An 18,578-nucleotide genomic window follows, 5' to 3' on the forward strand; every position below is an offset into this window, starting at 1 on the left:
TTGCGGACATCGATTTTCCGCAATATGCCTCGGGGTTCTTGGGACCAAGTGAGCCTCGCCATGGAAGCGGACGGTCTGTCCGAATTAAGGGAAAGCAGATTTTTTGGACGCCTCACGATCGACATATGACCGTCTTCTGAACCGGATTTCGACGCGCGCCGCGCAAGTCGGCGTGATCGGATTGGGGTATGTCGGGCTGCCGCTGGCGGTTGCGATCGCACGCGCCGGCTTCCCGGTTTCCGGCTTCGACGTCGAAGCCCAGAAGGTCGAGAGCCTGAACAACGGCCAATCCTATATCGAGGCGGTGACCTCGACAGCCCTTGCCGGCCAGGTGGCGAGCGGACGGTTCCGCGCCACTGCGGATTTTGCTGAACTGGCCGTCTGCGATGTCATCACCATCTGCGTTCCGACACCGCTGACGAAAAACCGTGAGCCGGACCTCTCCTTTGTCAGGAACACGGCAGGCACCATCGCGAAGCATCTGCGTCTCGGCCAGCTGATCGTGCTGGAATCGACCACCTATCCCGGCACCACCGACGACGTGATCAAGCCCATACTGGAAGAAACCGGCTTGCGGTCGAAGATAGATTTCTTCCTCGGCTTCTCGCCCGAACGCGAGGATCCCGGCAACCGAAGCTTTGAAGTCGCGACGATCCCCAAGATCGTGGCAGGCGACGGCATTGAAGCGGCGACACTCGTTCAGGCTTTCTACCAGGGCGTGGTCAAGACCGTTGTTCCGGTTTCCACCACGGCGACCGCCGAGGCGGTCAAGCTGACGGAAAACATCTTCCGCTCGGTCAACATAGCCCTGGTCAACGAGTTGAAGGTCGTGCTCGGTGCGATGGGCATAGACATCTGGGAGGTGATCGAGGCGGCAAAGAGCAAGCCCTTCGGCTACATGCCTTTCTATCCCGGCCCCGGACTTGGCGGCCACTGCGTTCCGATCGATCCCTTCTACCTGACGTGGAAGGCGCGCGAATATGAACTGCCGACCCGCTTCATCGAGCTGGCGGCAGAGATCAACACGGCGATGCCGCGTCATGTGGTCGATGAACTGGCGAAGGCGCTGGACCGGCGCTGCGGCAAGGCGCTCAGCCGCTCGCGCATTCTCATCATCGGGCTCGCCTATAAGAAGAATGTGCCCGACATCCGCGAAAGCCCCTCATTGCGGCTCATTGAACTCATCGAGGAATGGGGCGGCAAGGCGGAATTCCACGATCCGCATGTTACGGAGATCCCGACCACACGGGAGCATATGGCGATCAAGGGGCGTCGCTCGGTCGAATTGACCGAGGCGGCCTTGAAGGATTTCGATGCTGTCGTCGTTGCAACCGACCACGACGCGATTGACTATCAGGCGATCGCGGATCACGCTCTTCTGATCGTCGACACACGCAATGTTTTTGGCCGCCTCGGGCTAACCCGAGAGACGGTGGTGAAGGCCTGACGGCGTCCGAGCCGGCGAATTTGTGGCGGATCAAGGAGATTTCGAGATAGCATGAGCACAGCGCAAGCAGAAATTTCTGCCATTCTCATGGATAAGGTTGCTGATTGGCTGACCCAATCGGCGCTGGCGGGCGACGACCTGGAAACATTGGTAAAGGGCTTTTGTGAACGGCTGGCTGCTGCCGGCCTGCCGTTGAGGCGGGTGCATTTGAGCTTTTCGATGCTTCATCCGCTTTATGACGCGCTTGGCTTCACCTGGCTCCGCGGCCAGGGCTTGGAAGTAGAAGGCTTCCGTCATGACGACGGCGTTCCTTCCGACAGATTCCTGACCAGCCCATACTACCATCTGCTCAGCCACAAACTCGACCATCTGCGGCGCCGGCTCGACCCGTCGGTGCCGTCTGAATTTCCTGTTTTCGATGACCTCAAGCTTATGGGCGTCACCGATTACATGGCTTTCGTCCATCCCTTCAGCGGCAACACCAGTCAGGGCATGATCGGGTCTTGGTCCACCGACAGTGCTGCAGGCTTCAGTGACAACATGATTTCGGCGCTGCTGCGGATCCAGAACCATCTCGCTATCGCAACCAAGATGGCGGTGCTCACCAAGCTCGCCGACAACATGATGACCACTTATCTCGGCGGCGACGCCGGCAGGCGGGTGCTGGACGGCCAGATCAAGCGCGGCGAGGGCGACACAATCCGGGCTGCACTGGTCATGGCCGATATGCGCGGGTCGACAAGGCTTGCCGAAACCTCCGGCCGCGAAATCTATATCGATACGCTGAACCAGTTTTTCGATGCCATTGCTGCACCTTTCAATCGCAGAGGCGGGCAGATCATGAGTTTCCTGGGGGATGGCTTCATTGCTGTCTACCCTTGCGAAAGGCACCGTGCGCAGTCCGAGATCGCCTGCCGGGCTGCCCTTGCGGCAGCGCACAAGGCCACCGCGCGCATGATGGATCTCAATCTGCGCAGAAAGGAGCAGCGGTTGGGCGACATTAAATTCGGCATCGGCCTGCATGTCGGCAATGTGATGTTCGGCAATGTCGGGCTTTCCGACCGGCTCACATTCTCTGTCTTCGGCTCGGCTGTAAACGAGGTCCAGCGCCTTCAGACCCTGACCAAGAAATATTCGCACAGCGTTCTCGCCAGCGAAGATTTCGCCGGCTATTGCAGCGCCAACAACTGGCTGACGCTCGGCAAGGAGGAACTGGCGGGCATCAAGCAGAAGCTGACGGTGCTTTCACCCGATTTGTCGGGTGCTCTTGCACTCGATGAAGACGGTGCGCTGGAGCCGATTTACGACCGAATATCGGACGCCGAGCAGGTCATGCTGCTTCATCGCGATGCCGCGCGGCTGTCGGCGGGCGACCCGAGGAAGCTCCAGTAACCGTCACGATCTGATCCGAACGCCTTTGGTATGCAGTCCGGTCGCCGGTTCCGCCGGGGAACTGGCGACCGTTTCGAATCCAAGTTGCTCTAGGCTGGCAATGCGCTAGTCTCGCTTTCTGGGCCTGCCGACCGGCAGGCCGCCAGAGTGGGGCTGGTGTGAGAATGAATTCGAGCGTTGATCTGCTGCGGATCGAGGATGTTGGCATCTCTTTTGCCATTATAGGGGGACCGTTGCATGCCGTCAGGCGTGCAAATCTTCGCGTCCTGCCCGGCAAGGTTACCGCGCTTGTGGGCGAGTCCGGTTCCGGAAAATCGGTTCTCAGCCAGGCAGTTATGGGCATTTTGCCGAACACAGCCCATGTCCGCGGCCGTATCCTGTTTTCCGATCCTGAAAAGCCCGGCACGACGCAGGATATCCTGCAAATGCCGCGTGACGGACCCGAAATCCGGGCGTTGAGAGGCAGCCGCATCGGCAAGATCTTTCAGGAGCCGATGACATCGCTGTCGCCGTTGCACACGATTGGCAATCAGGTCAGCGAATCCCTGCAGATTCATACGCCCATGGCTCGGGTGGAGCGCAAGGCGCTGACCAAGGAAATGCTCGGCCTTGTCGGCTTTCCCAACCCCAAGCGCGCCTATGACATGTATCCCTTTGAACTTTCGGGAGGATTGCGTCAACGCGCAATGATCGCCATGGCGCTTATCTGCCGGCCCGCCCTGTTGATCGCCGACGAGCCGACGACGGCGTTGGACGTCACCATCCAGGCGCAAATCCTGCAATTGCTGCGCGAGCTTCAGACGAAGCTGAACATGGCGATGCTGCTGATCACGCACGACCTTGGCGTGGTCGCCAATGTCGCCGACGAGGTGGTGGTCATGTACCATGGCGAGATCATGGAAGCGGGACCTGTGGAGGCGATATTCCGCCGGCCAGGTCACCCTTACCTGAAGGGCCTGATGGCAGCCGTTCCGCATTTCGACCTGAAGCCTGGCGAAAGGCTAAAGGCGCTCCGCGAGGTGCCGGTGAATGTCGGGAACCTGCTCGGCAAGCAGACGGCGCTGGCATCGAAGGGGCCGGACGACATCCTGCTGTCGGTCAGCGATCTGACAAAGACCTTCACGATCCGCAAGTCCGGATGGTTCGGCGGAGATCATCAAACCCCTGTTCGCGCCGTGGACGGCGTGAGCTTCGATATCAGGCGGGGTGAGTGCCTGGGTCTTGTCGGCGAAAGCGGCTCCGGCAAAACCACGGTCAGCAAGATCCTCATGCGGGCTGTCACCCCTAGCGGCGGCTCTGTGATCTTCAACGGCCGCGATGGTCCGATCGACGTCTTGGAAGCCGAGGGAGACGCCCTGCGCCTGCTGCGCGCGAAAATCCAGATGGTCTTCCAGGACCCGGTTTCGTCGCTTTCACCTCGCATGACGGTGGAGAACATCTTGAGCGAGCCGCTGGAAATCCATCAACGTGGCAATGCCGCGTCCCGACTCGCCACGGTCAAGAGCCTGATGCAGGCAATCGGGCTCGATCCGCGCTTCATAAAGCGTTATCCGCACAGTTTCTCCGGCGGGCAGCGTCAGCGTATCGGCATCGCGCGCGCGTTGGCGCTGGGACCTGAACTCCTGATCTGCGACGAGCCGGTTTCGGCACTCGATGTCTCTGTCCAGGCGCAGATTCTGAACCTTCTGAAGGACCTGCAGAAGGAACTGGGCCTGACCTACCTGTTCATATCCCACAACCTGGCGGTGGTGGACTACATGGCAGACCGCATCGCGGTGATGTGCGGCGGGCGTATCGTCGAGCTCGCGCCGCGCGAAATTCTGCTTAGGAAACCTATCCACCCCTACACGCGCTCACTGGTCGCCGCAGTACCTTTCCCCGATCTCGACAGGCCGATGGATTTCAAGACGCTGAAGCTCAGCGGCGCTTCCGACACCAGCGCATGGGGACCGCAATTCCGCGACGAGGGCGACGAGGATATGCTGTTGCCGCTCGATCTTGGCGGCGGCCACCTCGTGCTGGCCCGACGTTCGGCCGATGTCAGCGAGCTACGCCATTGATCAGCCGGCGCACCGTCCTTGGGCTCATGGCTTCGGCATTTCTGCCGGGCACGTTGCGCGCCGGCGATCTGGAGCCGGAATTTCTTCAGCCGCAGCTGAAGGCCAGGGCGCTGCCGGCCCTCGCCGAACGCCTGCCCAAGCGCCCGCGCGCATTGAATCTCGCTGCGATGGGTCGGCAGCCCGGCCAGTATGGCGGCACGCTGCGCACGATCATCGGCAGCCAGAAAGATATCCGGATGATGACGATCTACGGGTACGCTCGCCTGGTCGGCTATGACGAAAAGCTTAACTTGCAAGCCGACATTCTCGAAAGTTTCGATGTAGCGGATGATCGTGTCTTCACTTTCAAGATACGGGAAGGACATAAATGGTCTGACGGTAGCCTGCTGACGCCGGAGGATTTTCGCTATTGCTGGGAAGATGTCTGGCTGAACGATGAGCTTTCGCAAGGCGGGCTCGCCCCGGCCCTGCTGGCGGATGGCAAGCCGCCACGCTTCGAGATCGTCGATCCGTCGACGGTCCGCTATAGTTGGGATGCGCCCAATCCCGACTTCCTGCCCAAGCTCGCCGCTGCTTCGCCGATATCGCTTGTTCTGCCAGCCGCCTATCTCAAGCAGTTCCACAAGAAATACCAGGATCCATTCCGGCTCGCCGGCCTAATGAAGGAGAACCGGGCCCAGAAATGGACGCTCCTGCATATCCGCATGTCGCGGCAGTATCGCCCGGAGAACCCGGAACTGCCGACGCTCGATCCCTGGCAGAACCGGACCAAGCCGCCGGCCGAGCAATTCGTCTTCGAGCGCAACCCGTTCTTTCATCGAATAGACGAGAATGGCCGGCAACTGCCCTATGTTGACCGGATCGTCATGAATGTCAGCTCGTCGGCGATCATCTCCGCCAAGACCGGTGCGGGCGAGAGCGACCTGCAATGTATGGGAATTGACTTCAGCGATTACTCCTTCCTGAAAGACGCGGAGAAGCGCTACCCTGTGAAGATGCATCTCTGGAAACGCACACAGGGTTCGCGGCTGGCGCTGCTGCCCAATCTGAATTGTGCCGACCAGGTGTGGCGTGGCCTTTTTCGTGACGTGCGAGTGCGCCGCGCACTTTCGCTCGCTGTGGACAGGCGCGAGATCAATTTGGCTGTGTTCTACGGATTGGCGCAGGAAAGTGCCGATACGGTCCTGCCGGAGAGCCCGCTCTACCGGCCGGAATTCGCGAAAGCCTGGGTCGCCCATGATCCCCACCAGGCCAATGCCCTGCTCGACGAGGTCGGGCTTCAGGCGCGTGACGATGACGGCCTGCGGATACTTCCCGACGGACGCCCGGCGCAGCTCGTAGTGGAAACGGCCGGCGAAAGCACGCTGGAAACCGACGCGCTCGAGCTCATCACCGATCACTGGCGCAAGATCGGCATCGCCCTGTTCATCCGGACTTCGCAGCGCGACATCTTCCGCAGCCGCGCGCTTGGTGGCCAGATCGTGATGTCGATGTGGTCGGGCATCGACAATGGCGTACCGACCGCCGACATGAACCCGTACCAACTGGCCCCCACCGTCGACGACCAGCTGCAATGGCCGCTCTGGGGTGCTCACTACTTGTCTCATGGCAAGGTCGGTGAAGCGCCCGATCTTCCGCCTGTGGTCGAGTTGATGGCTTTACTCAAGCGCTGGAACGCATCGACCGAAGCCACGGAGCGCGCCGAAATCTGGAATTCAATGCTGTCGATCTATACCGATCAGGTGTTTTCGATCGGCACGGTGAACGGAACGCATCAGCCGATTCTGGCGTCCTCGCGGCTGCGCAATCTGCCTGACAAGGCGCTCTACGGCTACGACCCGACCGCCTATTTCGGTGTCTACATGCCGGATACATTCTGGCTTGGAGAGTCCTGAGCGTGCTTCGATATTTTGTCTGGCGCATCGCCGTGATGGTTCCAACGCTGCTGGTCATATCGGCACTGGTGTTCACGATCATCGAACTTCCACCAGGCGACTATTTCGACAGCTATGTTGCCGAGCTTCGGGCTCAGGGCGAAGCGGTGGATTCCGATCGCATCGAGATGATGCGCAAGGAATATGGTTTCGACCAGCCACCGGTCATTCGCTACTTCTACTGGGTCGGCGGGATGCTGCACGGCGATTTCGGCTATTCCTTCGAATATGAGCTGCCGGTTCGCGACGTCGTCGGGGACCGAATGTGGCTGACCGTGCTGGTTTCCTTCGTCACGATCATCTTTACCTGGCTCATAGCCTTTCCGATCGGCATGTACTCCGCCACGCATCAATACAGCTGGGGCGACTACGGCCTGACTTTGTTCGGCCTTCTCGGCCTAGCCATTCCGAACTTCATGCTGGCGCTGATCCTGATGTATTTCGCCAACATCTGGTTCGGCACGTCCATCGGCCATCTCATGGACCAGCAATATCTCGGCGAGCCGATGAGCTGGGCCAAGGCGAAGTCGATCCTCGCCCATCTCTGGATCCCGGTCTTGATCATCGGCACCGGGGGCACGGCAAGTATGATCCGGCGGCTGCGCGCCAATCTGCTCGATGAGCTACATAAGCAATATGTCGTGACCGCGCGCGCCAAAGGCCTTCATCCCTTCAGGGCGCTGGTCAAATATCCGCTGCGCATGGCGCTCAATTTCTTCATTTCAGACATCGGCTCTATCCTGCCGGCCATCATCTCCGGCGCCGAAATCACGGCGATCGTGCTGTCTTTGGAAACGACCGGGCCGATGCTGATCAAGGCGCTCCAAAGCCAGGACATGTATCTGGCAGGGTCGTTCCTGATGTTCCTCGCCTTCCTGACGGTCATCGGCGTCCTGATTTCCGACCTGGCGCTGGCGCTACTTGATCCGCGAATTCGTTTGCAAGGCGGCAGCACCAAATGAACACGCAATCGCCGCTGCCCGCTCCGGGTGCCCCACTGCAACACTACGTTTCCATCGCGCCCTTTGACCTGCAGTCGGTCGAGGTGATGACGCCGGAGCAGTCGAAGGTCTTTCAGGCGTCGCAGTTGCGGCTGATGTGGTGGAAATTCCGGAAGCACCGGCTTGCCGTCATATCCGGCATATTCCTGGCGGCGCTTTATTTCGGGATACTGATCTGCGAGTTCCTGGCGCCCTACAATCTGCACACGCGCAACATGGACTACATCTATTCACCGCCGCAGCGGGTGCACCTGTTCCACAACGGCCAGCTCGTCGGGCCGTTCGTCTATGGCCGTCAGATGACGCTGGATATGGACACGCTCAAGCGGAACTACATCGAGAAACAGGATGATGTTCAGCGGATCCGTTTCTTCTGCAAGGGCGACAGTTACCGGTTCTGGGGCCTGATCGAAGGTGACAGGCATTTTGTCTGTCCTGCCGAAAACGGCCAGCTCTTTCTGGCGGGCACTGACAGGCTGGGGCGCGATGTGCTCTCGCGCATCATCTATGGTGCACGCATTTCACTGACAATCGGCCTCGTCGGCATCAGTTTCAGCTTCCTGCTCGGCATTGTCATCGGCGGACTGGCCGGCTATCACGGCGGTATCTTCGACCTGATCGTTCAACGGATAATCGAAGTTCTGCAATCGATCCCCAGCATTCCGCTATGGCTGGCACTGGCGGCTATCATGCCGATAACCTGGAGTCCGATCCTGATCTATTTCGGCATCACCGTCATCCTCGGGCTGCTCGACTGGACCGGACTGGCGCGGGCCGTGCGTTCAAAGCTTCTAGCCTTGCGCGAGGAGGATTACGTTCTGGCCGCGCAATTGATGGGCGCCAGAAGCAGCCGCATCATCGGGCGGCATCTCATTCCCGGCTTCATGTCGCATCTGATCGCGACGGCGACGATCTCCATACCCGGCATGATCCTGGGCGAGACGGCGCTGAGCTTCCTCGGGCTCGGCCTGAGGGCGCCGATAACCAGCTGGGGCATCCTGCTCACCGAGGCGCGCAGCGTCAGCGTCATCGCGTTCTATCCATGGCTGCTTTTGCCGATGCTCCCCGTCATTCTCGTCATCTTGGCGTTCAACTTCCTCGGCGACGGCTTGCGGGACGCCGCAGACCCCTACAAGTGAGATCGCTATTCCGCCGCGCGCCGTGCCGCCGACTCGACCCGGTATGGTCCTTGTCAGCGGCCTGTTCGCTTGTTGCAATGTTCATCGTTCGCCTCGGCAAGACTCGATCTAGGTTTAACACGTCGGCGTCGGGTTTCAGCCGCGAAACGCTCTGGTCGGGGGCAGTTGATTTCGTGGACTGGTTCAGGACATACAATCGCACATGAGTCGCCTCGACAGTTTCATCCGGAGGATGACCGCACAGCGCGACATACTCGATCATGTCTGCGCCGAGGTGGCGAAAATGGAGGGGCCTGTGCTCGAGCTCGGCCTCGGCAATGGCCGGACGTTCCACCATCTGCGCGAGCGCCTGCCCGGACGCCGGATCGTAGCGTTCGACCGCGCACTTGCCGCACACGCCAGCTCAATTCCCGAAGCGGAAAATCTCGTGCTCGGCGAAATACGCGAGACCGCGAGCAGGTTCATTGGCATCGACGCCGCTCTTGTTCATGCCGACATCGGCACTGGCTATGAAGATCGCGATGCAGTGACCCTTACCTGGCTTCCCGATCTGACCGCGCGCCTGCTTCGCGTCGGCGGCATCGCGGTCAGCGGCATGCCGTTAGATCATCCGCAGTTGCAACGCCTCCCGCCGCCGCCTTCGGTGCCCGCCGATCGTTATTTTATCTGTAGGCGCGTGTGAGGGGCCGAGACGATCCAAATCTTCAGGGGCCAAGCCTTCAGGGGATCGTATATACTGCTATCTCCCGCTCAATGCCGCGCAGCGAGACCTCGTGGGGCACGGGCGTCAGCGCCTTCCTGTGCAACAGATCGGCGGTGAGATTGTCGTCGACCACCGCCCGAGTGGCGAAGATCGCCTGTGCGTTGGCAAGGTTCTGGACCCGCGAAGCAATGTTGACCGTCTGGCCGAAATAGTCCTGTCGGTCGTTCATAGACACAGCAATGCAGGGGCCGGCGTGGACTCCGATCTTGAGCAGCAGATCCTCGCGCCCGCTCTTGTCGTTGAGCGTACGCATGGCATCGCGCATCCTGAGGGCGGCAGCAATCGCACGATCAGGCGTCACGAAGGTCGCCATCACCGCATCACCGATCGTCTTCACTACCGCGCCTGCCTCCGCTGCGACGATCTCGTGCAGAACCTGGAAATGCACGCGCACGAGATCGAAGGCTGAAAGGTCGCCCACCCGCTCGTAAAGCTCGGTCGATCCGCGCAGGTCGGTGAACAGGAACGTCAGGCTGGTGATCTTCAGGCGCTGGTTAATGTCGAGTGTATCCGTGCGATAGAGATCGCGGAATGTCTGGTTGGTGAGCAGGCGCTTGGCGGTCAGGAAGGGCCGGCGTTTTCCCAGGAAATCATGCAATGCCTGGCCGGCTATGAAGACCGTCGGCAGCACGCGGGTGTCGGTCCTGTTTTCCAGCGAAATGCGCAACGGGCCGGGTTGCATCTCCAGCGTCTGGTTCTGGACATGGTCGCGGTCGAAGGCCAAAGAGAGGCTCCGGCGCTCCTTTGTTGGTTCGCCCTTCCCGTCGATGAACTGCGCTGAATGGGTGACCGGCTCGAAGACGATGATGAATTCGGACGGAAGCTGTATGGGCAGAACCGCCTTTTCACCGGGCGCAAGCTCGATATCCTCCAGCGAGAACGCTTCCATCTTTTCCGCGAAATCCTCTTCCGGCAGATCGACGCCGGACGCCCAGTAGATCTGGCGGAAATATTCCGCCACCGGCAATTCGTGTGGATTGTGGGCGGCAATCCTGCGCACGCGGGGACTGACGGTGAATGTCACCTCGACCATCTCGTCGAGGGTGGGCGAATAGCCCTCGGAGCACAGCGCGCAGGTGTATTCGTCCTTCTGCAGGGTTTTCAGCGTGGCGTTGGTGTCGAGCACGCCGCCACAGCCGGGGCACAGAACATTCCAGGAAATGTCGAAGATGCCCACCCGCGCCGCATGGAGAAAGGCGCTTATGGCGCGCTCCTCGTCGAGGCCATGCTTGCTGGCGAAGGCTGGCGCATTGATGCGGCAAAGTTCGCGGTCCTCGCCCTCCGCGATGGTTCGCTTGATCGCGTCGATCGCCTGTGGATCGACATCGGCCGATTGTCGCAGAAGCGAGAACAGATCCTGAGCTTCGTTCATCGTGCAGGTTCCGGAAAATGCGCCCCGAGGCGGGTTGACCGGACCGGTCTTTGGTCCGAGTGCTCCATCTTACTTCGAAACAGATCGTACGGCCATTCGAATGGATAAGCCTGGTGACCGTCCAATTTCCATTCGGCGGATTTTCACCGGCCGCAAGCAGCACTATGATGGTCCATGGAGCATTCATCTTTGGGATTTTCTCCCATGCCGACATCCAACAACCCGCCATTTCCCGCGGCCCTGCGCCTTTTCTCTGCGGTGGTCATCATCGTCCTGATCGTAGGCGCCGGCCTGTTTTTCGTGCCTGTTCTGGTCAAACCGGGCTGGCCTTGGGCCGTCACGCCGTTCAATGCGCGCTTCCTCGGTGGCTTCTACACCGCCGAAATGGTCGTGATGGCGGCGCTGCTGGTCTGGAATCGCTGGTCGCCCGGCAGGCTCGTGCTCGTCATGGCCTTCATCTTCACCGTCATCGTGTCGGTGGCTTCGTTCATCAATCTCGGTTATTTCAACTTCGAGCGCAAAGCGCCCTGGCTGTGGTTTTTGGTCTATCTTGCTTCGGTCGCGGTATCCGGGCTGTTCCTGTGGCGGGCCAGGGCCCGTCCTTCTGCAAAAGGCGTGACCTTAAATCCCGCATGGCGCGGCTACATGCCGGCGGAATCCGCGATCCTTGGGCTCTATGGCGTCGGCCTGTTGCTGTTTCCCCTGACATTCAGTGGCATCTGGCCATGGCCGATCGATGCCTTCCACGCTCAGGTCTACAGCGCCGTCTTCCTCGCCGGTGCGGGCGGTATATATCTGGTCTGGAGAAGCGCGCCGCGCGAGGAACTGCTGGTGCTCGGCTTGGCGCAGTTTCTGGTTGGCCTGCTTGCCATCCTCGGCGTCGCCATCACCGACGCTGCGGTGCACCGGATCGACTGGACAGCGACCGGGACATTGTGCTGGCTCGTCCTTTTCGGCTGGATCGGCATCAGCGGCGTCTTCAAACTCTACGCCGCCTCCCGGTATTTTAGCTCGCAATCGGCATCATAGGTTGCAGAGACGGCTGGATTTTCAGGTGACGTCCGGTGCATCGTACCGGGCCGATTGCCTTCGCCGGGAACGCCATGACCAGCACGACCTCGCCACCCTCCGAGAAAATCCAGCCGCAGCTCCGGTCCGTCCGGCCAAGCGATGCGGAGGCGCTTTGCGCTATCTTCAACATGCCGGGCTTCCGCTGGGGCACGCTCAGGATGCCTTTCGAGATGGTGGAGCAGGTGGCGCGGCGCATCGCCAAGTCCGGCCAGGAAACCACCTGGATCGTTGCCGAGCTGGACGGCAAGGTCGTCGGCCATGGCAGCCTGGTCGTGCAGGGTTCGCCGCGCCGTTCGCATATCGGCGAGATCAATATCGGCCTTGACGATGCCTTTGTCGGCAAAGGTATCGGCTCCGCCATACTTGGCGCGCTGCTTGACGTAGCCGACAACTGGCGCGCCCTGAAGCGGGTCGAATTGACCGTCTATGCCGACAACGAACCCGCCCTCCGTCTCTACAAAAGCCACGGCTTTGAGGTCGAAGGCCGGCATGTGAAGGCCGGCTTTACCGCCGGGCAGTACCACGACCTCCTGAGCATGGCCCGCCTGCGGTTTTAAGATCCGCTGGTTTGGCCTTAACTGTTTAGCCAACCTAACAATTCGTGCCGAGTCGGCGAACAGGCGGTTGCTTATGGAGAACTCCGTAGGAGACGGTCATTTCGGCTCACACCATCTTGATCGAGTTGACGATCTATGTGTGGGCCGGCCGCATCCAGCAAGTCTGGTCTCCCTTGGCGTTTGCACCGCAAGCGGCTAGACGGGACCAATGACCGCCGTCCTTGACCCAACGCCTACGCCTCCGGTGGAAATTCTGGCTGTGCTGTCGCTGCTCTGCCCGGAGGTCGTGCGCGACATCGAGCAGAACTGGAATGCACCGGTTTCCGATTACGCCCGCCATCTGTGGCGGCCGGTGGCAAGGCCTGCATCGGCCCCGGCGATCGCTGCCCGATCGATCCTGCGCGAAGTCTTGCATCAGCGCCTTGGTGTGATGATGCAGCCTGACGAGATCGGCAAGACCCTCGACGAGTTCGAGTACAGACCGGTGATTCAGTCCGGCCTGCACTGCCTGCTTCTGATGGACCGGATCACCTTCGATGCCCTCCTGCTTGCCTGGCTCGGCGCGGTCGAAAACGGGCTGTCGGCCTTCTTCGGCTTCATGGGAACGACGATGACCATGGAGACAATTGGCCGGGAGGGGCCGGGATGGCTCGATGTCGGCGACGACAAGGTCAACCTGTTTGGCATCGGGCGCCACAAACTGTGCCGCAAAAGCGCCTGCGTGGCCGGTCCCGTTTCCCTCAACAAGCGCGCGCTTGAGGCGGTGGGCGATGAAACGGATGCCAGCCGCTGGCTGGGCACACTGCTTGCCAGCCAGGACAAGGTGTTTGGAACCGCCGCCGATGCGCTGACAGCCCTCAACGAGGATCTGGTCGCCAATTGGGATCGTGCCGGCATGGCCCTGCCGGTTTTCATCGATGATCGGCTCGCCGCGGCTGCCATGGCACGGCATCTAGAACATGACGGCAGCCTTCTTTCCAGGCTGCTCATTGAACCCGCAAGACGCCAGCGTCTCGAACATGCCTTGCAAGAGGCCGCATCGAGCCCGTTTGGCAGATTCCTGCCCAATGCCACGGACTATTTCTGGGGCATCCGCGAGGAGCGCGTGCGCAAGCTCGTCCTCGAGAACGGGCACCTGATCGAGCCTGACAGGCCGCATGGTCTTTTAATCCCGTTCGAGCGGCTGCATCTCAAGCAGGGGCTGCTGGACGGCGTGCTGCTGCCGAACTTGTTCCTGACGTTCCTCGTCCTTGCCATATTGCCGCGCGTGCGGGTCGTGGGCGGCCTGAGACAGATTGGCTATGTAGCGCTTTTCCACTCGATCCTTCTGGCCGTGCTAGACGAAAACGCGCCGGAAGAGCGCGATCTGGCCGCTGAGCTGCAGGTTCGGGAAAATGCCTGGGGCATGCGGGTCATCGATGAAAAGATCTCGGTCCGGGAGCAGCTTGCCGGCCTGCCGGAAGGGGCGCTCTTCCCGGACCTGCTCCGACAATACCGTTTGCGGACATTTGCCGAGACGACCGACGACCTGAAACTGGTTCGCGAAAACGCCCGATGGCGCAAGATCGGCCGGGCAGAGATCAAGCCGACCTGAGCCTCACTTCAAGCCTTATTTCAGGTTGATTTTCTGGTGAGCAACCGCAAGCGACGGCGACTATCGGTGAGCCTCTGGCGTCTGGTCCGGCCGCTTTCCTTGACGCTGATGCGTTTTGGGATTTCGACGACGGCTTCCGCCTCGACAGTCATATGGCTTGCCTGAGAGCCGTCTGCAGTTCAAGGCCTGACCTGACATGGCCTCACCTGTCATTGCACGACACCGGCCTTGCGGAACCCGTCCACAGCGAGTTCGAAATCGGCAATGACTGCTCTATCATGCTTTCGGACGTTCGACACTGTCACGCCGAGCGGCCGCTCTGGGTCAAACTTTGCCGTTTAAGGCGGCGCCCCGGAACGGGCAACTTGCGCCATATCCGGACCTTGCCAGTGATGCCGTGAATGTTAAGTCTCGGCTCCGATGCGGACGTTCCGCCCGAGTTCAAAGACTGACCGCGACCGTTCTGTGGCCTTCGCATCGACAGCGCCAATAAGCTGCGTCCCACATCCTACTCCTTGCGTCCATGGGAGGGTCGTTGTGAACCAAGCCCTACTGCCCGGGCTTGTGGGAAAGCCGATCCAGCGCGTCTCGAAGCGCAGTGGCGGCATCGTCACGCTCGTCAGCGGACATCAGCTCCGGTTCAAGTTCCAGCCTGAAGTGCGGCAGCTCGGTTCGAACGGCGCGACAAGCGCCGGCTAGATTGGCCTTCAGATCGATGACGCGGTAGGTGGCGACGGGATAGGCGATCCCCTTGACCTGGACATGCCCCATCTCCTCACAGTCGATCGTGTTCTTCACTTGCGCAAACGTCTCGTAGGAAATGAGGACGGTCCCCGGTGGCGCCTCCTGTTCCAGGCGCGAGGCGAGATTCACGGCGCCGCCGATTATCGTGTAATCCATCCGGTCCTCGCTGCCGAAGTTACCGACAGTGCAGTAGTCGGTATGGATGCCGATGCGGCAGCGCAGCGGTGTCTCAATTCCAATGTCACGCCAGATTTCGGCAAGTTCGCTCATCCGCTTTTGCATGGTGAGAGCCATCTGCACACACGCCAGCGCGTCCTCCTTGACGCCGCGCGTCTCAGGGTCGCCGAAAAACATCAGGATCGCGTCGCCGACATATTTGTCGATCGTCGCGCCGTGATCCGAAGCAATTTTCGACATTTCCGTCAGATAGTGATTGAGGAGCTGGGTGAGATCCTCGGATTCCATTTTGTCAGTGGTCTCGGTAAAGCCGGCGATATCGGAGAAGCATATTGTCAGTTTCTTCCGCTGGCTGGCGATTCTAACGTCTTGGCGGCCGGCGAATATCGAGCTGTACACTTGCGGCGCCAGGTATTTGGCCAGCTTGTTGGAAAGCGCCTCGAGAGCCGTGGATTTCTCTGCGAGGTTCTCCTCTCGTTGCTTCAGCTCAGTGATGTCCGAATAGACCGCGACCGTGCCGCCGGCGGTGATCCGCCGCTCGCTTATCATGATCCATCGCCCGTCGCCTCGCCGCTGCACCCACGGTTCGCCTGGGTTGCGGTGCCGGGAGAGCCGCTCGGCGACCCATTCCTCGAGCCGCCCCTCGGCATCCTTGATGTAGCCGCGCTCAGCGGATCGGCGAATAATGTGCTCGAATGTCGTGCCGGGCATCAGTTCGATCGCAAGGTCGCTGTAGAGCAGTTCGCGGTAGCGGCTATTGCTGAGGACAAGCCGGTCCTCCCCGTCGTACAGCGCGAATCCCTCGGAGATACTCTCGATCGCATCGATGAGCCGTTGGCGCGCCTCAGCGACATCGCGCAGGTTCTTTTCCTCGACCTCGACTGCGGTGTCCCGGAAGAGCCTAAGCGCTTCGGCCATCCGGCCGATCTCGTCGCGGCCCGCGGCAGGCAGCGGCGCACGAAGATCGCCGCCGGCGATTGCGAACATGCTTTGGCTCACCTCTCCCAGACGGGCGAGAAGGCTACGGTCGACATAGAGCCAGACAACCAGAACGGAACTCAAGAGGGTGAGAAAGGCGGAGCCAAGGACAACTCCGGTACCGTAGCGCTGGACCGTCGCGGCTTCGAGACCGGACGCGGTGATCTCGCGGTCTGCCGCGGCGACCAGGCGATCGACGGCAGCGGTGAGACTGCGCGACAGCCGATTGTTTTCGGCCAGAAGCTTTTCGCCCTCTGCGAGCACTGCTAGCTCGTCCTTGCGCGCCTTCGGGATGCTGTTCCCGCCGTCGATCAATGCCTTGAACTCGCCGACCCGCTGTTGGAAACGGGTTCGCAGCCTCTCGTCGATCTCGGTGGAAACCGTGTCGAGAACGGCGAGCGACCGGCGCAGCGGAAACAGGATCAACGTCAGATCGTCTGGCGTTGGCGCGTCCGTCGTCTTGACCAGCACGTCATTGACCGCCGATATCTCCTGCTGCGCTTTCTGCTGCGGAATGTAGGCCGCAATTGCCTGGACCAGGTCGGCCGCCGCCGCCGCACCGCGATCCGGCGCGAGCGAGGTGTCGGCTGTAACCGCCTGCCATTGCTGGAGCTTGGAATTCATCACGAGGATACCGGGCGCCACAAGACGCTGGCTTGCATTTGTCGTAGCCGACAAGCGGCGTAACAGTTCTTCTTTGCGCGCCACCACTGTGAGGCGGGCGACAACAAGGTCGTCGAGGGCGTTGAGGTTGCGCCGCAGACCAAGAACTGCAGCCTCGATCTCAGCCACCACCGCCGTGCTAAGCGTGGCACCTTTGAGTGCGGCAAGCAGTTCCTCGAGGCGCGTCATCTCGACCCCGACCGCGGCGGAAACCTCGCCGTGCTGAGCTTTGCTGGTCGAAGTAAGTACGGCGGGCGCAGAGGCGGCTACCCGCTCTGCCTGGCGCGACAGCTGGAGGGACGCGAGCGCCAACGGTACCCGATCCTTGGTGATGCGGTCGACGACCTCTCCTACCTGGAGGAAGGCATAGAGAGCGGCCGCTGTCGCGAGTACGGCGAAGGTGCTGATGCCGAAAAAAGCGAGCAACAGACGGCCACGTATGCCGAAGCGTTCAAGCATAACGGCGACACATAGCTCTGAACGGTCCAGCTAACTCGATCTCCATCAGCTGTCTCAAGCGGCGACGGCATCGGCGGTGCTTATTCGACCGGCACGTACTCTCCACCTCGCCAGACGTACCATACCCAGTTTTGGCTCGTGAGATCGCCCTTGTTGTCAAAGTCGATACGGCCCAACACAGTATCAAATTGATTGCCGCGCAGCGCCGCTATCACGGCTTGGAGCTCTAGTGAGCCGGCCTTGTCCACTGCCTGCGACCAGGCCTGGACGGCGGCGTAACTGAGCAGCGTGTAGCCTGCGGGCTCGAAGTTTTCAGCCCGGAACCGCTCGACGACCGAGGCGGCTTCGGGATTTCGGCGAGCGTCCGCGGGGAACGTGAAGAGGGTACCCTCAGCCGCGGGGCCGGCGATCAAAGCAAATTCCTCGGTCGCCATGCCATCGCCTGAGACTAGCTGAACCGTGTAGCCGCGGTCGCGCGCAGCGCGAACGATGAGTGCGACCTCGGCATGATATCCGCCGACATATGCCACGGCGATGTTCGCAGCCTCTAGCGCAGCGATCTCGGCCGAATAGTCGTTCTTCGCGGGTGTGTATTCCTCGTAGATCGCTTCGACTACGCCGCGCTTGTTCAGCTGTTTTCGAGTCTCGTCAGCAAGACCCTTTCCATAAGTGGTGCCGTCATGAAGGATCGCAATCTTGCTGTTGCTCCAATGCTCGGCCAGGTAGTTGCCGGCCACGATCCCCTGCGTGTCGTCGCGACCAATGACTCGAAAAACGTTGGCGCGGCCTTGTTCAGTCAACAGCGGATTGGTTGATCCTGGTGAAATCTGCAAAACGCCCGCCGCCTCGTACACCTTCGATGCTGGGATCGAGGCTCCAGAGCAGTAGTGCCCGACGACGAGCACCACACCATCACCCACCAATTTCTGGGCTGCGGCGACCGCTTGCTCGGGATCACAGAAGTCGTCGGCCGTGATGAGCCTCATCTGCTGGCCGAGTACGCCACCCGTCGCATTGATGTCGGCCACGGCCATCTCGGCGCCACGCTGCGCCTGCTCGCCGAACCAGGCGAGCCGTCCCGTCATCGCAGATGAAACCCCAATCAGCACCTCCGCCCGCGCGGAGCTGAACGCGGCCGCGAGAACTAAGATCGCCATGGCGATGATGCGGTGCATGTGTGCACCCCCTTAACTGTAGCTTACGCCAATCCCGTCAGAGCCGACAGCC

The 18,578-nt window shown here is 60.7% G+C and carries 13 protein-coding genes; 10 read left to right on the forward strand and 3 right to left on the reverse strand.

Features of this window, described 5'->3' with window-relative positions; genetic code table 11:
- Positions 1 to 103 precede the first annotated feature (103 nt).
- The 7 genes from NKH89_RS17950 (at position 104) to NKH89_RS17980 (ending at position 9,655) form a co-directional block, all read left to right on the forward strand.
- Positions 104 to 1,447, forward strand: coding sequence for a nucleotide sugar dehydrogenase (locus tag NKH89_RS17950; RefSeq protein WP_352909442.1), 1,344 nt, complete (start codon positions 104 to 106; stop codon positions 1,445 to 1,447).
- A gap of 51 nt (positions 1,448 to 1,498) precedes the next feature.
- Positions 1,499 to 2,839: an adenylate/guanylate cyclase domain-containing protein gene (locus NKH89_RS17955; protein WP_023716526.1), complete on the forward strand. Its 1,341-nt coding sequence runs from the start codon at positions 1,499 to 1,501 to the stop codon at positions 2,837 to 2,839.
- A 164-nt stretch (positions 2,840 to 3,003) separates the two neighbouring features.
- Entirely contained in the window at positions 3,004 to 4,899 is a 1,896-nt protein-coding gene (locus NKH89_RS17960) for an ABC transporter ATP-binding protein (protein ID WP_352715995.1), read from the forward strand.
- Positions 4,896 to 6,794, forward strand: coding sequence for an ABC transporter substrate-binding protein (locus NKH89_RS17965; RefSeq protein WP_352909444.1), 1,899 nt, complete (start codon positions 4,896 to 4,898; stop codon positions 6,792 to 6,794). The genes NKH89_RS17960 and NKH89_RS17965 overlap by 4 nt, the downstream gene beginning before the upstream one ends.
- Positions 6,795 to 6,796: 2 nt before the next feature.
- The gene (locus NKH89_RS17970; RefSeq protein ID WP_023716523.1) at positions 6,797 to 7,795 is read left to right on the forward strand and encodes an ABC transporter permease; all 999 of its coding nucleotides are present in this window, start codon (positions 6,797 to 6,799) and stop codon (positions 7,793 to 7,795) included.
- On the forward strand, positions 7,792 to 8,973 hold the full coding sequence (locus NKH89_RS17975) for an ABC transporter permease (RefSeq protein WP_352482321.1): 1,182 nt from the start codon (positions 7,792 to 7,794) through the stop codon (positions 8,971 to 8,973). The genes NKH89_RS17970 and NKH89_RS17975 overlap by 4 nt, the downstream gene beginning before the upstream one ends.
- A 202-nt stretch (positions 8,974 to 9,175) precedes the next feature.
- Positions 9,176 to 9,655 (forward strand): class I SAM-dependent methyltransferase, encoded by a 480-nt coding sequence (locus NKH89_RS17980; protein WP_352493870.1) that lies wholly within the window; start codon positions 9,176 to 9,178, stop codon positions 9,653 to 9,655.
- 37 nt (positions 9,656 to 9,692) lie between these two features.
- On the opposite strand, the gene NKH89_RS17985 is transcribed toward NKH89_RS17980, so the two are convergent.
- Entirely contained in the window at positions 9,693 to 11,108 is a 1,416-nt protein-coding gene (locus NKH89_RS17985; protein ID WP_352493869.1) for an adenylate/guanylate cyclase domain-containing protein, read from the reverse strand.
- Between the two features lie 204 nt (positions 11,109 to 11,312).
- Between NKH89_RS17985 and NKH89_RS17990 the strand changes: the two genes are divergently transcribed.
- From NKH89_RS17990 to NKH89_RS18000, 3 genes are all read left to right on the forward strand, one after another.
- Positions 11,313 to 12,137, forward strand: a complete 825-nt coding sequence (locus NKH89_RS17990) for a hypothetical protein (RefSeq protein WP_352547379.1) — start codon at positions 11,313 to 11,315, stop codon at positions 12,135 to 12,137.
- A gap of 74 nt (positions 12,138 to 12,211) precedes the next feature.
- Complete coding sequence (locus NKH89_RS17995; protein ID WP_352493867.1) at positions 12,212 to 12,736, forward strand: GNAT family N-acetyltransferase; 525 nt, start codon at positions 12,212 to 12,214, stop codon at positions 12,734 to 12,736.
- Between the two features lie 208 nt (positions 12,737 to 12,944).
- Positions 12,945 to 14,330 (forward strand): hypothetical protein, encoded by a 1,386-nt coding sequence (locus NKH89_RS18000; RefSeq protein ID WP_352493866.1) that lies wholly within the window; start codon positions 12,945 to 12,947, stop codon positions 14,328 to 14,330.
- A 549-nt stretch (positions 14,331 to 14,879) separates the two neighbouring features.
- Here NKH89_RS18000 and NKH89_RS18005 read toward each other — a convergent pair.
- Positions 14,880 to 17,351: an adenylate/guanylate cyclase domain-containing protein gene (locus NKH89_RS18005; RefSeq protein WP_352482326.1), complete on the reverse strand. Its 2,472-nt coding sequence runs from the start codon at positions 17,349 to 17,351 to the stop codon at positions 14,880 to 14,882.
- A gap of 80 nt (positions 17,352 to 17,431) precedes the next feature.
- Positions 17,432 to 18,526 carry a branched-chain amino acid ABC transporter substrate-binding protein gene (locus NKH89_RS18010; protein WP_352493865.1) on the reverse strand — a complete coding sequence of 365 codons (1,095 nt, stop codon included), beginning with the start codon at positions 18,524 to 18,526 and terminating at the stop codon, positions 17,432 to 17,434.
- Positions 18,527 to 18,578 lie beyond the last annotated feature (52 nt).

Source organism: Mesorhizobium sp. M0923 (assembly GCF_040319365.1).
Lineage (GTDB): Bacteria > Pseudomonadota > Alphaproteobacteria > Rhizobiales > Rhizobiaceae > Mesorhizobium.